A 15,856-nucleotide genomic window follows, 5' to 3' on the forward strand; every position below is an offset into this window, starting at 1 on the left:
GTCCTTGACGTCCGAGCGCACCGTGATCGCCATGTCGCGGTTGCGCCGCCACAGGATCGGCTCCTCGTGCGAATACTTGATCTTCGCGATCTGCTGCAGCGGCACCGCCACGCCGTTGCGCGAGGTCACGGTGAGGTCGCCGATATCGGCGAGGTCGAGCCGCTCGGACGGCACCGCGCGGGCGACGACGCCGACCTTCTCGACGCCGTCGCGGATGGTCGTCACCGGCGCGCCCGAGATCAGCATGGCGAGCGCCTGCGAGACGTCCTGCGGGGTCAGGCCGAGCGCGCGGGCGCGGTCCTGGTCGACGACGAGCTTGAGATATGGCGACTGCTCGTTCCAGTCGAGCTGCACATCCTTGACGTTCGGATTCTGCCGCATGACATCGCGAACCTTGTAAGCGATCTCGCGCACCTTCTGAGTGTCGGGCCCGATCACGCGGAACTGCACGGGGAAGCCGACCGGCGGGCCGAAATTGAAGCGATCGACGCGCACGCGCGCCTCCGGCAGCGCGCCGTCGGCGACCGCGTTCTCGATCTTCGCCTTGACGCGCTCGCGCGCCTCGACGCCCTTGGCGACGATCACGATCTCCGCAAACGCCTCGTTCGGAAGCTGCGGGTTGAGGCCAAGCCAGAAGCGCGGCGAGCCTTGCCCGACATAGGCGGTATAGATGCCGATATCCTTGTCGCCCTTCAGAAGCTTTTCCGCCTCCTTGACCGCCTTCTCGGTGACGTTGAAGGCGGTGCCCTCCGGCAGCCTGAGCTGCAGAAACAGCTCGGGCCGCTCCGACAGCGGGAAGAACTGCTGCTGCACGTGGCCGAACGCCACGACGGAGACAACGAAGACGCCGACGGTCGCGAGCACCGTCTTGACGCGATGGTTGACGCACCACAGGATCACGCTGCGCAGCGCGCGATAGATGCGGGTCTCGTAGATCGCATGCGGATCGTGGCCGGGGTGCACCTTGATGTTCGGCAGCAGCTTCACGCCGATATAGGGCGTGAAGATCACGGCCACGAACCAGGACGCGACCAGCGCGATCGCGACCACCCAGAAGATGCTGCCGGCATATTCACCGACCGCCGAATTGGCAAAGCCGATCGGCAGGAAGCCCGCGGCGGTAACCAGCGTGCCGGTCAGCATGGGAAACGCCGTAGATTCCCAGGCAAACGACGCAGCCTTGATGCGGTCCCAGCCCTGCTCCATCTTCACCACCATCATCTCGACCGCGATGATGGCGTCATCGACCAGAAGGCCGAGCGCGATGATCAGCGCGCCGAGCGAGATGCGGTGCAGATCGATTCCCATCACGTTCATGACGATGAAGACGATCGCTAGCACCAGCGGCACGGAAGCCGCGACCACGAAGCCGGTGCGCCAGCCAAGTGCGAGGAAGGAGACGAACAGCACGATCGCGAGCGCCTCGACGAACGAGTCGACGAACTCGCTGACCGCATGCTCGACCACCTTCGGCTGATCGGCAACGAGATTAACATTGAAGCCCTGCGGCACGGCCTTCATGAACTCGGCAGTCGCGGCCGAGACGTCCTTGCCAAGCTCGAGGATGTTGGCGCCCTTGGCGGTGACGACGCCGATGCCGATCGCGGGCTTGCCCTCCTGCCGCACCTTGAAGGTCGGCGGATCGACGTAACCATGGGTAACAGTCGCGATGTCGCCGAGGCGAAACACGCGGCCGTTGCTTTCGACCGGCGTCTCGGCCACGGCCTTGACGCCGTCGAGCGCGCCGGTGACGCGGAGCGGCACGCGCTGCGCGGAGGTTTCGACCGTGCCGGCAGGCACGACATTGTTCTGCTTGGCAAGCGAATCGAACAGCGCCTGCGGCGTGATGCCGAGGGTTGCGAGCTTGGCGTGCGAAAACTCGACAAAGATGCGCTCGTCCTGGGTACCGTAGATGTCGACCTTGGTGACGCCGTTGACCTTCAAGAGCCGTTGCCGCAGGCCCTCGGCGACTTTCTTCAACTGCCGATAGTCGGCTCCGTCGCCCGTCATCATATAGAGAATGGAATCGACGTCGGAGAACTCGTCATTGACCACGGGGCCGAGCAGGCCGGCCGGCAGATCGCCTTGCACGTCGGCGAGCTTCTTGCGCACGAGATAGAAGAGATAGGGCACCTCCTTAGGCGGCGTGTTGTCGCGGAAGCTGACCTGCATCGCCGTAAAACCCGGCTTCGAATAGGTCTGCACCTTCTCGAAATAAGGCAGCTCCTGCAGCTTCTTCTCGATGGGATCGGCGACCTGCATCTGCATTTCGTAGGCCGTTGCACCGGGCCACATCGCCGAGACGTTGACGACCTTCACCGTGAAATACGGATCCTCCGCCCGGCCGAGCTTCTGATAGGAGAAGAAGCCGGCGGCGCCGAGCGCAATGACGAGGAACAATACCAGTGCCGGATGGCTCACGGCCCAGGCGGAAAGATTGAAGCGTTTCATCGCACCCTCCAGATCAAAATTCCGACTTCATCCGTCATTGCGAGCACAGCGAAGCAATCCAGCATCTCAACTCAGGAAACAGTATGGATTGCTTCGTCGCTTTCGCTCCTCGCAATGACGACGGGGACTCAGAACGACAACGACGACACCACCCGGACCTTCTGGCTCGTATCGAGCTTTTGCACGCCGAGCGCCACGACCTTGGCGCCCTCATCGACGCCGCCGGTGATGACGACATCGTTGCTGTCATAGGCCTTCACGGTGACGGGCTTCAGCGCGATATCGCCGGCATTATCGACGACGTAGAACGAAGGCTTGTCGCCGGCGTCGTAGAGCGCCGACAGCGGCAGCCGAGCCACGCGCGCGGTGTTCGGGTCGCTCAGCGTCAGGGTCGCGGTCATGCCGAGCTCGACCTTGTCGTCGGCGCCGGGCAGGGAGAACTTGGCGAGATAGGTGCGGGTGGCGGGATCGGCGCTTGGCGAAATCTCGCGGAGCTTCGCCGCATATTTCTTGTTGGGCTCCGACCACAGCGTGACAGAGGCCGACCCGGTCTTGGCACGCTGCACCAGCGTCTCGGGGATTGCGACCACGGCTTCCTTCTCGGCAAAACGTGCGACCCGGATCGCGGTCTGGCCCGCGGCAACCACCTGGCCCGGCTCGACCAGGGTCGCAGTCACGACGCCACGAGCATCCGCCGCCAGCGTCGCATAAGAGAGTGAGTTCTTGGTGAGATCGACCGAGCGCTCGGCGCGGGAAAGCCGCGCGCGGGCCTCGTCGGCGGCGGCCGTGGCGGAATCGAGCTGCGCGTCGGTGGTCCAGCCCTTGGCTTTCAGCTCCTTGGCGCGGGTCTCGGCGGCCACGGCCTGCGCCACCACGCCGGTCGCGGCGTTGAGCTCGGCGACCGCCTGCTCGGCCTGCAGCTTCAGGTCGACTTCATCGAGGGTCGCGAGCGGCTGGCCGACCTCGACGGTCTGGCCGACCTCCACCAGGCGTTTTGCGACCTTACCCGGGACCCGGAAGCCCATGTCGGCCTCAATCCGGGGCCGGATCGTCCCGACAAAGCTGCGCTCGGGGGTCTCGGCCTCATAATGGGTGGTTGCAACGAGCACAGGCCGCGTGGGGGCTGGATTTTTTGCGACCTGGTCGTTGCAACCGGCCAGCGCGACCGCCAGGAAGGCAAGCGATGCACCGGCTAAGAGCCTGGAATAGTTCGATAAAATAACCCGGGCCAACATCGGACACTCCCATTGGCTGAATCTTGGAGGAGAGTGTCGAGTGTCTAGTGATAAAAGTCAATAATCGTCAGTAATCAGGATTTCGTGAGCGTTAAGGTGGGCCTTCGTTGCCGGGCGCGCCCTGTACGCCCTCGGGCTTTCGCCGGGACGACAGTCAAGGAGTTATTGCCGGCCGCGCTCGCGGGCCCTCCCCGATGTCCGCTTCTTCGCAGAGGGGCGGGCTGCAGCCCGGCGCGATTTCTTCGCGGCCGATCGTCTTGATCGCGCACTTGCCGACTCCTTTGCGGCCTTCTTCGGCAGAGCTTTCTTCGCGGTGCCCCGCTTCGCTGTCCTCTTCGCTCCATGCCTCTTCTTCCGCGTGGGCTGCGCCGCAAAGGGGGGCACCGGCAAGGGGTCGGAGACCAGGCCTTCGGCGCTGAGCTGCACGTAGGCGGCGACCGCCTCATCGGCCTTTGGCGGCTCTTCCGCCCTCAGCGCTTCGGCGGCGCTGTCGGCGAGACCCTTCATCGTTTCGGTGAATTTTTCGATGATGGATTTGTCCTTGTCCATGATGCCTCCTCCGGTTGTCTTGTCCGGCTGCCTTTCCGGTTGTCTTTCCGGTTGTCTTGGGCCTAACCAGGAGGATGCATGCGGGTTCCAGTTGGAGAGCGCTTCACTCGGCGAGCTGAAACCGCTCGAAGCGGTGCAGCTCTTCCTCGATGCGGCGCTTAAGCTCGCCACGCGCCTCGCCCTTCGCGCGCTTCCCCTCACCGACCCAATTCCACTTCTGCATCAGGAGCTTTTTGTTCTGTCGGTCGGTCTTCAGATCGAGCGCGGCGACGATGTCCTCGCCGACCAGAACCGGCAGCGCGAAATAGCCGAACTTGCGTTTTGCCTTGGGCACATAGGCCTCGAAACGGTGCTCGTAGTCGAAGAAGAGCTGCGTGCGCTTGCGCTGGATGATGAGGGGATCAAAGGGCGAGAGGATGTGTACCAGCTCGGACGGCTCGCAGCTCTCCGCGAGCGCCTCCGGCGTCGCCCAATGCTCATGCTTGCCCGCGCCTTCAAGCGCAACGCCCACGAGCTCCCCTCGCCGCACCCGCCGCGCGATCGCAGCCCGCACAGCACTCTTGCGGGGCGCGTCGAGATGGCAGATCGAGTCGAGCGACACGACGCCCTGCGAACGCAGAGCGCGATCGAGCAGGTAGGCGATGATGTCGCTCATTGAAGCCGATTTCGGCGGTTTGTCCCAACTCAAATGCCGGTCTATCAGCTCATAGGTCTTGAGCATGCCGTTGCGCTCGGAGATGGTGACCGTGCCGCAGTAAAAGGCAAGCTGCAGCGCGCGCTTGGACGGCTTGCGGCTCGCCCAGAGATGCTCCTTCTCGGTCAAGACATCATCCTCGATATCGCGGATGGTCAGCGCGCCATCACGCAACAGCCGCATCACCTTGCGCGTGTCGGCCGGCTTCACCGCGGCGAACCAGCGATGCCCCTCGCGCTTGTGCAGCTTCATGTCGGGAATGAAGAAGCGGAAATCGGCTGAGGGCACATAGGAGAGCGCATGCGTCCAGTATTCGAACACGCTTTTGTCGACGCTCTGGGCCTGGCGCAGATCGGCGCGGCGATAATCGGGGATGCGCGTATAGAGGATATGGTGATGGCAACGCTCGATCACGTTGATGGTGTCGATCTGCACATAGCCGAGATGGGCGACGGCGTCGGCGACGGCCTGCGCGCCTTCCCCGAACGGGGCCTTTGTGTCGAGCCGCTGGGCGGCAAGCCAGATGCGGCGAGCCTGTTGCGCCGTCAGGGGATGAAGGGGAGCCGCGCGGGACATGTCGCGGCATCTTAGCCGGATTCGTGAGGATAAGAAAAAGCCGCGCCGCCTCCAGGGCGACGCGGCGGAAAACGGAGGCGGTTCGCGCCCTTACTTCTTCGCCATGCTCATCTTCTGCGCCTTCATGTAGTGCCCGCAGGCGCTGCGCATCTTGCCCTTGCTCATGTCGGCATTCATCGCGGCCATTTCCTTGTTGGACGGCGTCTCGTACGCAGGCATGGCGGCCGCGGACTTCGCCATGTTCGCGGCGGTGCATTTCATCATCGCCGCGGAAGCGGGCGAAACGGCCAGAGCGGCAAGCATGGCGGCGGCAACCAGTATCCTCATGTGATCCTCGCTTGGAAAAAAGAAGCCAGCGTGCTGCTGGCGAATGAGATACCCATCTTCCACCGCTTTCGTTTCGGGAAGAAGACATTTTCTTTGCTGCAGCGCAGCGGTCGGCTTAGTCTTTCGGCCTAAAGGCGGACCATGATCTTGCCGCTCACACCGCGGAGGTGCGGCCAAGATCCCCGTGAGGCGCCTTGGGCTATTGAGATTTCGGCTTGGCGGGGATGCTGCCGGTGGCGATATCCGGATCGCATGACGCCTGGCCGCGCGCCGAGGCCTCGCAGCGATAGACATGGCCGGTCAGACGGTCGATCAGCCAGGCGCTGTCCTCGGTCGGGCCTTCGAAGCCGAAATAGCGCGTGCCGAGCGCGTTCACCAGGGTGGAGAGTAGAATGGCGGCGGCGATCAAAGCCGCGCCGATCAGGATCGGCATCGTGCTGATGATGATCGGGCGGTCCGGCGTGCCGGCACGATACCCCTGATACTCGTTTTGACGCTTTATTGACGGAATCACGGACCTTGCTTTGCGTTTTTTGTTGGCTTTTTTTGTTTGAATTGGGTCTTAGGCGGCCATCTGGCCGATTTGTTGTTCGCAGCCCGGCACTCGCGCGACTCCTTTGGGACGCGCGTCGGACTATGGAACGAAAATGAAAAAGGCGGCTCGAATGGGAGCCGCCTTTCCTTGAAGGGTCGAGATCCCGGAACTTACCGGAACAGGCCGCCCATCATGTGACCGAAGAACGCGCCGGGTCCGCCACCGCCGCTGCGGTAATAGCGCCGGCCACCGCCGCCGCTGCTGTGGCGATAGTGGTGCGAATGGGAGGACTCGTCGTCGGAGGAGGAAGAGGAGTCCGGGTCGTCCGAGGGCGCACGGCTGGCAAGTTTTTCCGACAGCAGGGCATCGTGCTGCGTCTTGTCGAGAAATCCTGTCTCGGGATAGCCCCGAACCGCCTGCCAGCGCTTGATCACGCTGCGGGTCTCGTCGTCGAACTTGCCGTTGACGTGCACGTCGAAGCCGAGCTTGTTGAGGCGGCGCTGCACGTCGCGGCGCTGGCCGCGATCAAGGCCGATCTGGTCTTCGGCGATCTGGTCGGCAGAATCGTCGCTCGACAGATTGCGGGTCTGATTGGGCGCAGGCGCCGGCCCGCCCTGCAACTCCGAAATGCGGGCGAGCGCGAGCGACTTGAAGGCGCCGTTCGGATAGTTGGTGATATAGGCGTTGAGCTCCTCGACGTGGTTCGAGTTCTTCACCGAACGCCAGAACTCCAACTCCATATCGGAAGCCTGGTAAGCCGAGGGCGCGTTGCCGGCGGGCGCATCGGCCTTGTCGGACTTGCTGTCGGTCTCAAGCGAAACCGGGTTGAGATAGACGTTGCCGATCAGGTTGGTGTTGCCCCAGGGCATCTGGCCCTTGTTGGTCTCCTCGTTAACCTGGGCGCGCACCATGGTCATCGCCTGCTGGATCTCGACGCCGGGCTTGGTGATGTTGGCAACGAGCGCGCGGGTGAACGGGCTGTCGCCGCCCGTGTCGCCGTCGAGCGCGGTCTGGCCGGGGCTGGTGGCGAACGCGATCAGCGTGCCCTCGGCCGTATTCATCTCGGCAAGGCCGGAGTCGACGGTCAGGCCGCGGCTGAGCTTGGCCGAGCGCATCCTCGCCGCGAACGGATTGTCGCGGCAGGCGTCGAGGAACACCAGCTTCACCTTGGCGTCCTGCATCGTCTCTTGAAGGGTGGTATCGACATTCATGGCGGCACCCAGCTTGACATCCGCCTCGCTCTTCAGGTCGGCGTCGATCGGCAGGAGGTAGTTGGTGCCGTTCACCGCGATGCCGTGACCGGCATAGTAGAACACGGCGATGTCGGCGCCTTCCGCCTTGCGGCCGAACTCGATCAGTTTCTCCGCCATCTTGTCGCGGTTCAGGTTGATGCCTTCGACGACATCGAAGCCGACGTTGCGCAGCGCGCTCGCCATGGTCAGGGCGTCCTTCGGCGGGTTCGGCAGCGCCGGGACGTTGATGTAGGCGCCGTTGCCGACCACGAAGGCGACACGCTTGTCGGCGAGAGCGGCCTTGCCGCTGAAGAGAAGCGCTGCGACTGATAAAGCTGCGATCCAGAAGCGCATGATGATTCTCCCCTCATCCCAAAATTCGCCTGGATCAGGTTCTCCCGCCTGATCCGTTGGGAACAATCTGATCCGGAACAGGGCGCGCGACCGTGACGCGCGTCACTCAGACATGGAGGCTGGATCGAACCCGTCAGCTCGACGCTGCGACACGACCGCTTGGGCGGTCTTTGTTCGTCAAAAGTAGCAGTTGAAGGGCTTTTCCGTCCTTGCGGTCAGGGCTGGACAGCCCGATGGCGCGGGATCAGCATAAGTGCCTGGAACCGGGCATATTTCGCCCTGTGACGTGCATCACATTCCGGTGTTTGAACCCGTCCTATTTTCCGATCATCCAAACGCCATCAGGCGTGTAACAGCGAGGATTACCACGATGACCAGCTCCGTTAGGTTTTTCGGAATTAAGGCGATGACCATCGGCGCCGCGCTCTCGATGACCGCGGGCGTGGCCTTCGCAGGCGACAACACGATTCCCACCAGCGCGATCATCACGTCGCTGAAGGCGCCTCCGGTGACCCGCAGCCTTTCGGGCGATCCGCAGGCGCTGGAGAAGAAGCAGCGCGAGATCACGCTGATCAACAAGGTGCGCAACCGCCCGACCCGCTCGCTGTCGATGGATGAACGCGACCAGCTCCAGAGCCTCACCATCGACAAGCCCAAGATCGATCTCGAGATCAATTTCGACTACAACTCGGCCGCGATCAGCCGGGGCTCGATCTCGGCCGTGCAGCATCTTGGCGAAGCGCTCACCGATCAGCAGCTTCATGGCCAGACGTTCATCGTCTCCGGCTACACCGACGCCGTCGGCGGCGACGCCTTCAACCAGGATTTGTCGAACCGCCGCGCCGACACCATCAAGAAGTATCTGGTCGATCACTATCATATCGCCGCCAGCGATCTCGTCACCGTCGGCTACGGCAAGACCCACCTCAAGGACGCTGATCACCCGGACGCCGGGGTGAACCGCCGCGTTCAGGTGGTCAACTCCGAAGCCCAGAGCACCGCGCAACAGTAAGCGTACCCGCGTACTCGGTCGGAAATCCGCCTGCCGCTCCCCGGCGGGCGGATTTTTGGCCCGCACGACACTTGTGCATGCCGATAGTGGAGGGACGATTGCGATGAAAACCTGTTTGAAGGGCTTCGCCGCCGCAGCGCTGCTGCTCACGGCCGCGAGCTTCCCTGCTTATGCCGAAGACGCCGCGGCTCCCGCCGCGACGACCACGACCACGACACCAGCTACGCCGAGCGCGGCGACACCCACCGACACCAAGCCCGCCTTCGTGCCGCGTCCGGCGCCAGTACCGAATGCGACCGCAACGACCCCGGAAGCGACCGCCGCGCCGCCGCGTCATCATCGTCACTATGCGCGGCATTATTATCATAATCGCCACTATGCCTATTGGGAGCCGTTCCCGATCTATCTCCCGCACCTTTATCGCAACCGCATCGTCTGGAACCGGGCTCACTGGTTCTGGTGAGCGCTCAAGGAGCAAGAGATGCGCGACGCCGCCGGCGCCGCGCATCAACGCCGGTCGAGCAGGTCGCGGATCTTTGCGGCCAGAAGCGCTTGCGTCAGCGGCTTCTGCAACAGCGACACGCCGGGATCGAGCCGACCCTGATGAACGACCGCATCGCCGGAGTAGCCGGTGATGAACAGCACCTTCAGCTTCGGCAGACGGCTCTGCATTTCGCGGGCGAGCTGGCGGCCGTTCATGCCGGGCATCACGATGTCGGTCAAAAGCAGGTCGACACGGAACGGATGGGAATCGTAAAGCTTCAGCGTGGCCGCGCCGTCAGGCGCCTCGTGAACGCGGTAGTTCAGGTCGCGCAACGTCTCGACCAGATAGGAACGGACGTCGGCCTCGTCCTCGACCACCAGAATGCTCTCGCCGCCGGGGCTGCCCACGACCGGCGCGCCCTCGGCCTCCTCGGCCGCAGGGGCGGCAGCGGTGCGCGCACGCGGCAGATAGATTTTCACGGTCGTGCCTTCACCGACCTCGCTGTAGATCTTGACGTGTCCGCCGGACTGCTTGACGAATCCGTAAACCTGGCTGAGCCCGAGGCCGGTGCCCTGTCCGGGCTCCTTGGTGGTGAAGAACGGGTCGAAGGCGCGCTCCTGCACCTCGCGCGACATGCCGCCGCCGGTATCGCTGATCGCGATCTGCAGGTATTCGCCGACGGGAACGCCGGCGTTCTGCTGCGAATAGCTCTCGTCGAGAAAGACGTTGCCGGTTTCGATCGTCAATTTGCCCTTGCCGGCCATCGCGTCCTTGGCGTTGATCACGAGGTTGAGGATCGCTGCCTCCATCTGGCTCGGATCGACCTCAACCGGCCACTGCGACGCGCCGCCTGAAATCTCCAGATCGATAGTCTCTCCGAGCGTTCGCTTGAAGAAATCCGCCATGCCACCGATCAACTGGCTGACATTCGTCATCCTCGGATCGAGCTGCTGGCGGCGGGCAAAGGCGAGCAAGCGCTGCGTCAGCATCGCGGCGCGCTGCGCCCCGCTCGCGGCATTGGCGATGGCGCGTGCCAGCCGCTCGCGCGCCCCGTCGCCCCAGGATCTCAGACCGCGGTCGGCGATCTCCAGATTGCCGCTGATGATGGTGAGCAGGTTGTTGAAGTCATGCGCGACGCCGCCGGTCAATTGCCCGATCGCGTCCATCTTCTGCGCGTGGCGCAGCATGTCTTCCGCCTCCCGTCGCTGCATGCCTTCCTGCGCCAGCGCGATCTCCGCGGCGCGAAGCTGCGAGGGCGACGGCAGCGCCAGCACCTTCGGCAACAGCGGCCACAGCATCAGCGCGGTGATGATCGAGGCCAGCGCCGTCATCGCCTTGACCAGCCCCTCGATGCCGTAGATCGGCACCCACAGCGTTACGATCGACAGCAAGTGGGTGAAGCCGCATGCCGTGATGAACAATGCAAAGGCCCAAAATACCCAGCCGAAGTCGACGTCGCGCCGCTTCGACACGAAGATCGAAAGCGCGATCGGGATCGAGAAATAGGCAGCGGCGATCACGGCGTCCGAGACCGCGTGAAGCCAGATCAGCTCCGGCTCCCACAACAGACAGATCCCGTGCGGGGACAGCGAGGAGGAATCCAGCAACCGCTCGAAGAAGGCCCACATGGCGATCGTTTCCCATTCAGCACGGGCTCGAAATCAAATCTTCCGTGCCCCGGGGAAAGTTGACCAGCGGCACAAGTCGCGTCAAGCGATCGGCGCGTGCGTCGCGCTGGAACCCAGGTCAAATCCAGTTCTGGAAGATCATCAGGCGCTGGAAGGTCTGCATCGACGTGCCGACGAATGCCGCGGAAATAGGCAGCATGGCCGCGAAACCTGCGCCCGCGAGCGCGACAAAGCCCCACAGCAGCCATGCCGGCATCCGCCCCCGGCGAAGCGCATGGACCAGCGCGAGGCTCACCGTCGCGGCCGACGGCAGATAGTAATAGATGAAGCCGAGCGTGCGCGGCAGCAACGCCCAGGCGAGATAGGGCCCGGCGTAAAACGCCAGCACCAGGAATGCGTCCCATCGCCGCGCCACGATGAAGTCGCGCGCGCAGACAACCAGCGCGAGTAGCGCTGGCCACAGCACCAGCGGATTGCCGAGGCATACCACGGCTGAGATGGTGCCGTTGCCGAGATTGTCGAACAGGAACCAGACCGGGCGCACCAGGAACGGCCAGGAAGGCCACGAGCTCATATAGGTGTGACCGCCGAGCGCGCTTGTGGTGTTGTCGGCGAAAATCCGCCTTTGCGCCTCGACGATATCTGCGAAGGAGAAGCCGTAGAGGCCGACAAAGCTTGATAGATATGCGACCGCCGGCGCGAGCACGAAGCACAGTACAAAGTGGTGGGCCCTGAAATCGGGCCAAAGATCGGGCCGATACCAGTCGGAAGCTTGCGCGTCGGCAAATTCTGCGCGCCAGCTCTGCATGAGCCGGATCGCGGCGATGATGACGATCGCGGTCGCGAGCGGAAACAAGCCGCTCCATTTGCAGGCGGCTGCGAGCCCGAAGGCAAGTCCTGCAAGGGCGAAGCAGACCTGCGGACGCGTTTGACGAAAGCCGAACAGGAACGCGGCAATGCCGAAAAGGCCAAAGCTGAGCGCGAAGATATCGAGCATCGCCGTGCGCGCGATCACGAACAGCATCTGATCGAAGAAAGCGATCAGGGATGCCGCCACCGCCTGCGCCTGGCTCCGAAATAGCGCGAGCCCGCAAAGATAGATCGCCACCACCGCCAACGCGCCGAACAGCGTGCCAGGATAGCGCCAGCCCAGCGGATTGTCGCCGAAGACATGGATCGAGAACGCGATTACCTGCTTGGCGAGCGGCGGGTGCATCGGGTTGAGCATGGGCTGTGGCATCACCGGCTCGAGCATCTGCCGCGCGGCCGGCACGTAGTGCACTTCGTCAAAGACAAATTTATCCGGCGTAGTGATGCCGATCAGCAACACAGCATGTGCGGCGAGAAAAATAATGACGGAAATGAGGCTGCTCTGGCGGAGCGAAATCGCGCGCGCCGAAGATTCTCCAATGATCTTCACAGGTATTGCCGCTTCGCCATGAACCAATATCGCCTCAATCCGACTCAGTGTGACCATTCAAAAATTTCTCGTCCACTGCATTGAACGCATTTCGATCTCGCGAGCACCAAGCATCGGGCTGTTAGGGGCGAGCTTGTGATAATTATACCACATCGCATATGCGCGCGATCCGGTACGATAGAGGACGATCGATCGGTTCATGAAATGATTTTGCGTCGCTGCGTATTTGCTATCTTTGTGGTTTGTCTCGCCGTCTCCGCTGCGTCTCGCGCGCATGCGCAGGCGCGCATCGGCGAAGCCGTGGTCGTCAAGAACCAGGTCGTCAACGCCACGACCAGCGGCCAAATCAATGTCGGCGACGGCGTGTCGCGTGATGAGACGGTTGCGACCGGTGCCGACAGCGCTGCGCGGCTCGTCATGGCCGACAGCACCAATCTCTCGCTCGGCGCCAACGCCTCGCTCAAGCTCGACCGCTCGGTGTTCAACGACGAGCACAGCTATCGCGACATCGCGATCGGGCTCACGACCGGCGCCTTCCGCTTCGTCACTGGACATTCGGAAAAGACCGCCTACAAGATCACTACCCCGCTCGCGACCATCGGCGTGCGCGGCACCATCCTCGATATCCTGTCGCAGCGCGGCAGCACAACTGTGGTGCTGCAGGAAGGCGCCGCCACCGTCTGCACGCTCGGCTTTCAATGCGTCCAGCTCACCCAACCCGGTGATACCGCGATCGTCAGCTTGACCAACGGCAAGGTTGCGATCCAGAAGACCGGGACGGCGCCGTGGACCTTCTCCTCGACCTGCGCCTCGGCGGCGGGGCTTTGCACCGTCACCAACTTTGCCGACGCCTCCCCGCCCGACGATCCCAACGCGCTGTGCGGGCGGTGATGATGAAGAGCAGGATCCTCGGCATCATTGCCTCGATCACGCTTGTCGCAGCGCTCTCGCTCGTGCTGACGGCGCTACAGACGCGTCCGGCCAAGGCATTCTGCGAGACCGAGGTCTGCCCGCCCTCGCCGAGCCCCTCGCCATCACCGACGCCGAGCGCCTCGCCGACACCAACCCCTACGCAGACGCCGACGCCAACTCCGACCCCCACGCCAACTCGGACGCCAACTCCCTCGCCCTCACCGACCCCGGCGCCGACACCGACCGATGGCGGCACCAGCGCCAACTCAATCAATGGGCTCGCCGGGCAGCGCTTCAACCAGATGATCACCAACCAGGTGCTGGGGTCGGTGCTGCTCGGCGTCAACGAGCAGATCAACTGCAGCGACTGCGTCTCGGCCTTCGGCTCGGTGGGTTCATTCACGGCCGGCGTCCATGGCCGCAAGGAATTGACCAATAACCTGTCGCTGCTGGCCGGCCTCGCCTACACTCAGTACAGCGAGAACGGCTACCACGTCACCGGCGCGCCGATCGGCGCGTTTGCGCTACGCTACGACTTCACCGACTGGGGATCGTCGCGGCCCTTCTTCGACATCGGCACGGTGGCCTCGCCGTTCCAGAAGGTGCATTACAGCCGCAGCTACATGACGAGCCTGGGCGCGGTGTCGCTCGACTCTTCCACCGACAGCTCCGACTATGCCGTCTATGGCCGCGCCGGCTGGATCAGCCGCCTGTCACCGCGCGACGAGGTCGCAGGCTCCGTCGAAATCTGGCAGCTCTGGCAGCGCGTCGCCGGCTATGCCGATCCGGCGGCCATGTTCAACCCGTTCAACGCCACGATCGCGACCGGCACCGATCGCACCAGCCTGGTCAAGCTCGGCGGGCAGTGGACGCATCTGTTCGGCTCGAGCGTCGAAGCCAATATCAACGGCGCCTTCGTGCAATCCTTTGCGACGCATTCGGGCATCGTCGCAACCGTGACCGGCGACGGCCTGGTCGTGCCGACCATGGGCAACCAGAACTGGTTCGAATATGGCGGCCGGCTCGGCTTCCGCATCACCAAGGGCTGGGTTGCGGATCTCTTCGTCAACGGCACGCTCGGCCCGCAACCGGTCGGCAACACCATTCACGGCGGCGTCGGGTTGCGCTTCAACTACTAGGACATCAGGTGCCGACCTGTTGCATCCGCGCCTTCCACGCGCGGGCCCTCGCCGTTGTCTCTTCCACAAACGTGTGCTTGCCGGTGCGATAGGCTTCTATGTCGTCCTTCGAAGCGTTGGCGAGCCCACGCTTGACGTTGGCGTAGGCACGGGCCACTTCCGGATGAGCGCGAAGGTAGTCGCGGAACACAAGATGCGCCTCCCATCGGGGATTGGAGGGCTCCATCAAGTGAACGTGGTGTGTCCACGGTCCGGGAGGTCCTCTCCGGAAGAACAGCTCGCCGGGAAGCCATGCGACATAGTCCGGTATGTAAACGTAGCCGAGTGCCTTCATCGGCTCGATACAGCGTCGTGTAGCTTCTTCGAGACTGGGCACGCCGACCAATAGGTCGATGATGGGCTTCGACGGCAATCCCGGAACCGCCGTGCTGCCCATGTGCTCAATCATCAAGGCGAACGAACCGAGCGCATCCTTGATTCTTCTGCTCTCCTGTTCGAACATCGCCGGCCAGTTCGGATCGTAGTCGAAGACAACAATCGACGCGGCGCCGTATTTTTCCACGCCCAGCCTCCCGCAAAAAGATGGCCTCCAGCGTATCACGCGAGGGATCGCCGATCCTTCACTACTGGTTGATAGACCCGATTTTGCAACCGCGATCAACGTGCGCTGGCGAGCTTGAGCGCGGCATCGACCGCGCTCCCCAGGATCTCGTCGGACAGCTTTCTATCGTTGACTGCCCGCGCCATCTGTAGCGCGCCGACCATCAAATTGTAGATCGCTATCGCTGACTGCCGGCGCTCGGCAGCCGAGCGTCCCTGTATCCGCGCTGCCATCAGCGGGATGAACCCGGATATTTTCCGCGTGAAGGCGTCGCGCGTCTTCTCCGGATGCCGCGCGATCTCGGCGACCAGCGCCGCGATCGGGCAGCCGCTTGCCGCGCCATCGCGATGCCGCGCCGACAAATAGTCTCGGATCGCCGCTTCGATCCCGACACCACTTTCCAGATTGGCGCGAAGCCCCTGCTCGCGCCGGCCGAGCGCGTCGCGCAGGACGGCCTGGACCAGATCTTCCTTGGACCCGAAATGGGCGTAGAAGGCGCCGTTGGTCAGCCCGGCGGCCGACATGATACCGGCAAGGCCGGCGGACGCCACGCCATGCTCGCGGAATTGCGCGGAGGCGACATTGATGATGCGCGCCCGCGTGGTCTGCTTATGTCCCTTCTCGTAACGCATCCCGGCTTCCTCCCGGCCGCACATCGCGTCTGGATCGTTATTGAATTATGATCATAATAAAGTATTATGATCATA

General features: G+C 63.3%; 15 protein-coding genes. 4 read left to right on the top strand and 11 right to left on the bottom strand.

What is annotated here, in order from left to right:
- From VKR55_RS11770 to VKR55_RS11800, 7 genes are all read right to left on the bottom strand, one after another.
- Positions 1-2,451, bottom strand: a 2,451-nt coding sequence (locus VKR55_RS11770; RefSeq protein WP_324403081.1) for an efflux RND transporter permease subunit, incomplete at its 3' end; no start/stop codon positions are given.
- A 128-nt stretch (positions 2,452-2,579) separates the two neighbouring features.
- Positions 2,580-3,686, bottom strand: coding sequence for an efflux RND transporter periplasmic adaptor subunit (locus tag VKR55_RS11775; protein WP_324403083.1), 1,107 nt, complete (start codon positions 3,684-3,686; stop codon positions 2,580-2,582).
- Between the two features lie 162 nt (positions 3,687-3,848).
- Positions 3,849-4,235 (bottom strand): hypothetical protein, encoded by a 387-nt coding sequence (locus VKR55_RS11780; RefSeq protein ID WP_324403085.1) that lies wholly within the window; start codon positions 4,233-4,235, stop codon positions 3,849-3,851.
- A 103-nt stretch (positions 4,236-4,338) separates the two neighbouring features.
- On the bottom strand, positions 4,339-5,505 hold the full coding sequence (locus VKR55_RS11785) for a winged helix-turn-helix domain-containing protein (protein WP_324403087.1): 1,167 nt from the start codon (positions 5,503-5,505) through the stop codon (positions 4,339-4,341).
- A 90-nt stretch (positions 5,506-5,595) separates the two neighbouring features.
- Positions 5,596-5,832, bottom strand: coding sequence for a hypothetical protein (locus tag VKR55_RS11790; RefSeq protein ID WP_324403089.1), 237 nt, complete (start codon positions 5,830-5,832; stop codon positions 5,596-5,598).
- 199 nt (positions 5,833-6,031) lie between these two features.
- Complete coding sequence (locus VKR55_RS11795; RefSeq protein WP_324403091.1) at positions 6,032-6,265, bottom strand: hypothetical protein; 234 nt, start codon at positions 6,263-6,265, stop codon at positions 6,032-6,034.
- A 272-nt stretch (positions 6,266-6,537) separates the two neighbouring features.
- Entirely contained in the window at positions 6,538-7,953 is a 1,416-nt protein-coding gene (locus VKR55_RS11800; protein ID WP_324403093.1) for a caspase family protein, read from the bottom strand.
- Positions 7,954-8,323: 370 nt separating this feature from the next.
- On the opposite strand from VKR55_RS11800, the gene VKR55_RS11805 reads away from it, so the two are divergent.
- Positions 8,324-8,965 carry an OmpA family protein gene (locus VKR55_RS11805; protein WP_324403096.1) on the top strand — a complete coding sequence of 214 codons (642 nt, stop codon included), beginning with the start codon at positions 8,324-8,326 and terminating at the stop codon, positions 8,963-8,965.
- Positions 8,966-9,068: 103 nt separating this feature from the next.
- Entirely contained in the window at positions 9,069-9,428 is a 360-nt protein-coding gene (locus VKR55_RS11810; protein WP_324403098.1) for a hypothetical protein, read from the top strand.
- Positions 9,429-9,472: 44 nt separating this feature from the next.
- Here the strand turns inward: VKR55_RS11810 and VKR55_RS11815 are convergent, their stop codons facing one another.
- A complete protein-coding gene (locus VKR55_RS11815) occupies positions 9,473-11,077 on the bottom strand; it encodes a response regulator (RefSeq protein ID WP_324403100.1) in 1,605 nt (534 codons plus the stop codon).
- Positions 11,078-11,195: 118 nt separating this feature from the next.
- On the bottom strand, positions 11,196-12,554 hold the full coding sequence (locus VKR55_RS11820; protein WP_324403102.1) for a phospholipid carrier-dependent glycosyltransferase: 1,359 nt from the start codon (positions 12,552-12,554) through the stop codon (positions 11,196-11,198).
- Positions 12,555-12,701: 147 nt separating this feature from the next.
- Between VKR55_RS11820 and VKR55_RS11825 the strand changes: the two genes are divergently transcribed.
- Positions 12,702-13,388: a FecR family protein gene (locus VKR55_RS11825; RefSeq protein ID WP_324403104.1), complete on the top strand. Its 687-nt coding sequence runs from the start codon at positions 12,702-12,704 to the stop codon at positions 13,386-13,388.
- Entirely contained in the window at positions 13,388-14,548 is a 1,161-nt protein-coding gene (locus VKR55_RS11830; RefSeq protein ID WP_414642342.1) for a hypothetical protein, read from the top strand. Before VKR55_RS11825 ends, VKR55_RS11830 begins: the two co-directional genes overlap by 1 nt.
- A 4-nt stretch (positions 14,549-14,552) precedes the next feature.
- Here VKR55_RS11830 and VKR55_RS11835 read toward each other — a convergent pair whose 3' ends face one another.
- Both VKR55_RS11835 and VKR55_RS11840 read right to left on the bottom strand, forming a co-directional pair.
- Complete coding sequence (locus VKR55_RS11835) at positions 14,553-15,110, bottom strand: GrpB family protein (protein ID WP_324403108.1); 558 nt, start codon at positions 15,108-15,110, stop codon at positions 14,553-14,555.
- Between the two features lie 95 nt (positions 15,111-15,205).
- On the bottom strand, positions 15,206-15,781 hold the full coding sequence (locus tag VKR55_RS11840; RefSeq protein WP_324403109.1) for a TetR/AcrR family transcriptional regulator: 576 nt from the start codon (positions 15,779-15,781) through the stop codon (positions 15,206-15,208).
- Between the last annotated feature and the right edge of the window lie 75 nt (positions 15,782-15,856).

Source organism: Bradyrhizobium sp. (assembly GCF_035309285.1).
In the GTDB taxonomy this organism is placed as follows: domain Bacteria; phylum Pseudomonadota; class Alphaproteobacteria; order Rhizobiales; family Xanthobacteraceae; genus Bradyrhizobium.